General features: G+C 55.7%; 2 protein-coding genes. One reads left to right on the top strand and one right to left on the bottom strand.

The genetic code is table 11. From position 1 onward, the window contains the following. Positions 1–285: 285 nt before the first annotated feature. Entirely contained in the window at positions 286–1,596 is a 1,311-nt protein-coding gene (locus ARC85_RS19585; RefSeq protein WP_153740621.1) for an MFS transporter, read from the bottom strand. A 150-nt stretch (positions 1,597–1,746) separates the two neighbouring features. Between ARC85_RS19585 and dmeF the strand changes: the two genes are divergently transcribed. After that, positions 1,747–2,420: CDF family Co(II)/Ni(II) efflux transporter DmeF (dmeF, locus tag ARC85_RS19580; RefSeq protein WP_286715979.1), on the top strand; the 674-nt coding region annotated here is incomplete at its 3' end.

The following is a 2,420-nucleotide window of genomic DNA, read 5'->3' as shown; positions in this document are numbered from 1 at the left end:
GGACTCAAACTCTGTGCGCAAACGTTCACCAAGGATGTAAAGCAGTTGTCCTGCTGTGCCGGTTAATCGCTCCGGCTCTGGTCAACGCGAGCACTGTCCAAAATTTGAACGTTCGCTTTGCGACCAATGCACACGCGGAGTTTAAGCTAAACAAAAGCGAACGTTCGCAGCATCCCAAATTTCTGGATTTAATTCCCCCGAGTTGCCTAAGAAACGCCCCTGCATTCCCCCCCCCCATTCCAGAGGTGGCGGCCATTGAAGTTTTCTAAGCGGTGACTGCAAAACTCAATCTGGCCATTTGGGATGCAAGCTATCAATGACGTAGTTGTGACTGTGGACACTGGAGTTGAAATCACTTGCGATATGAGGGTGGTCACTTGGAAGATCGTCGTGGTGGTGCGAACGTTCTGACGGATCAACAGATGGCCATAACTTCACGGCAAGGATCAGCCCGCCGAGAGCAAACCCCAGAAGTATCAATAGAGTGATGGTCATTCCCGCAGAAGAGCCCAGCCAACCAGCTAATGGATACGCGATCAGCCATCCGGCATGCGATAAAGAGAACTGGGCAGCGAACAGAGCTGGCCTATCTTCAGCATGCGACGACCGCGTAAGGACCCTGCCTATGGGCGTTTGAACGGTGGAAAAACCAACGCCTAGCCATGCCCATACGGGTAACAGCCATTCCAGAGAGCCTACCGGCAGCGCTAGAACCAACCCGGCAACCAGAATCCCACCTCCTGTGAGCATGACTTGCCGGTCCTGCCAGCGTTTCAATAAAGCTGGCAACGCCAATGCCGCCAACATGGAACCGCCACCAAACGCGGCAAAAGCCATAGCCGTATGCTGGTCGGTAAGGCCGAATTGTCCCTGCACCAGGACAACCGTATTCACGATCACCATGGCTCCCGCAAGACTGACAACTAGGTTCAGTGACATCACCCCGCGCAGGCGAGGAGTTGCCATGAAAATTCTGAATCCGGCCCGTGCGCGATCATAAACGCCGCGACGTTTTTCTGATTTGGCCCCGGAGGGCAAAGCAACGGACACCACCAGCAAGGCTGATGCGATAAAACCGATTACCGTGCCCGAGAACAATGCCTGCCAGCTGGTGGCAAGCAGAATCAACGCCGCGAGCGCAGGGCTGATGAGGTTTTCCAGATCGTAAGCCAATCGGGAAAGCGACAGCGCCTTGGTGTAATCGTCTTCATTTGGAAGAGTCTCCGGAATCGTAGACTGGAAGGTTGGTGTAAAGGCCGCCGAGGCGGACTGAAGGACCGCGATTAGCACGTACACTTCCCACACTTCGGTGACGAAAGGCAAAGCCAGCGCCGTCGCCGCTCGAATCACATCCAGAGAGACCAGCAGAGCACGACGGGGTATGTTCTCCGCCAGAGCTGATGCCAGGGGGGCTAGCAAGACATAAGCGACCATCTTGATAGCCATGGCGGTGCCGAGCACCTGTCCCGCCTCGTCTCCGGCCAGATCGAATGCCAGCAGACTCAAGGCCACCGTAGCCAGCCCCGTACCCAGCAATGCAACGACCTGGGCCAGAAACAAATGGCGATAGGTTCGGTGCTTCAGAATCTCAAGCATGGCTTCACCAGTGACAGCATAAGAAGCAGAAAGGTTGTGGTAGAAATCTGACTCCAGTAGCATTCCATGCTATCCCCCCAGGGGGGATAGGTCAAAAGTGAGATTTTGCCTACAGGTCTACCAACCATCAGTCTTGCCGGGAACACTGTTATGCACCATGAACGACTCGACCATTGGCAACATAATCACGTGTTTGGTCAGGATCAGAAGCGCTCTGGCGAAACCCGCACACTCATCGTGGTGGGCCTGACACTGGCGATGATGGTCTGGGAAATTCTGGCCGGAATCGTTTATGGCTCCATGGCGTTGCTGGCCGATGGCCTGCATATGGGGTCCCACGCAGTGGCTCTGGGCATTGCGGCCTTCGCCTACGCGTATGCCAGGAAAAACGCAGGCAACGCCCGATTCTCTTTCGGGACGGGCAAGGTCAATGCGCTGGGCGGCTTTACCGGAGCCATTCTGCTGGCTGTCTTTGCGCTCTACATGGTCATCGAGAGTGTTGGGCGTTTTATCCAGCCCGTCCCCATTTCCTTCGACGGGGCCATTTTTGTGGCTATTATTGGCCTGGTGGTCAACGGGGTGTCAGCTTGGATACTGGGGGATGCAGGCCATGACCATGGTCACAGTCACGGGCATGATCACGGTCACCACCATCATCACCATGACCACAACCGCCGGGCCGCCTACCTGCATGTGCTCGCGGATGCGCTGACGTCAGTCCTTGCCATTGTTGCCCTTCTGGCGGGTAAATATGCCGGGTGGAACTGGCTGGACCCGATGATGGGGATTATCGGTGCGATTCTGGTAACCCGTTGGTCCTGGCA

The organism is Marinobacter sp. tcs-11 (assembly GCF_002049515.1).
Lineage (GTDB): Bacteria > Pseudomonadota > Gammaproteobacteria > Pseudomonadales > Oleiphilaceae > Marinobacter > Marinobacter nauticus.
This window is presented reverse-complemented; position numbering and strand designations above follow the sequence as displayed.

Excerpts from the sequence above, each read along its gene's own strand:
- ARC85_RS19585 (WP_153740621.1), bottom strand. The coding sequence starts at position 1,596 with ATGCTTGAGATTCTGAAGCACCGAACCTATCGCCATTTGTTTCTGGCC.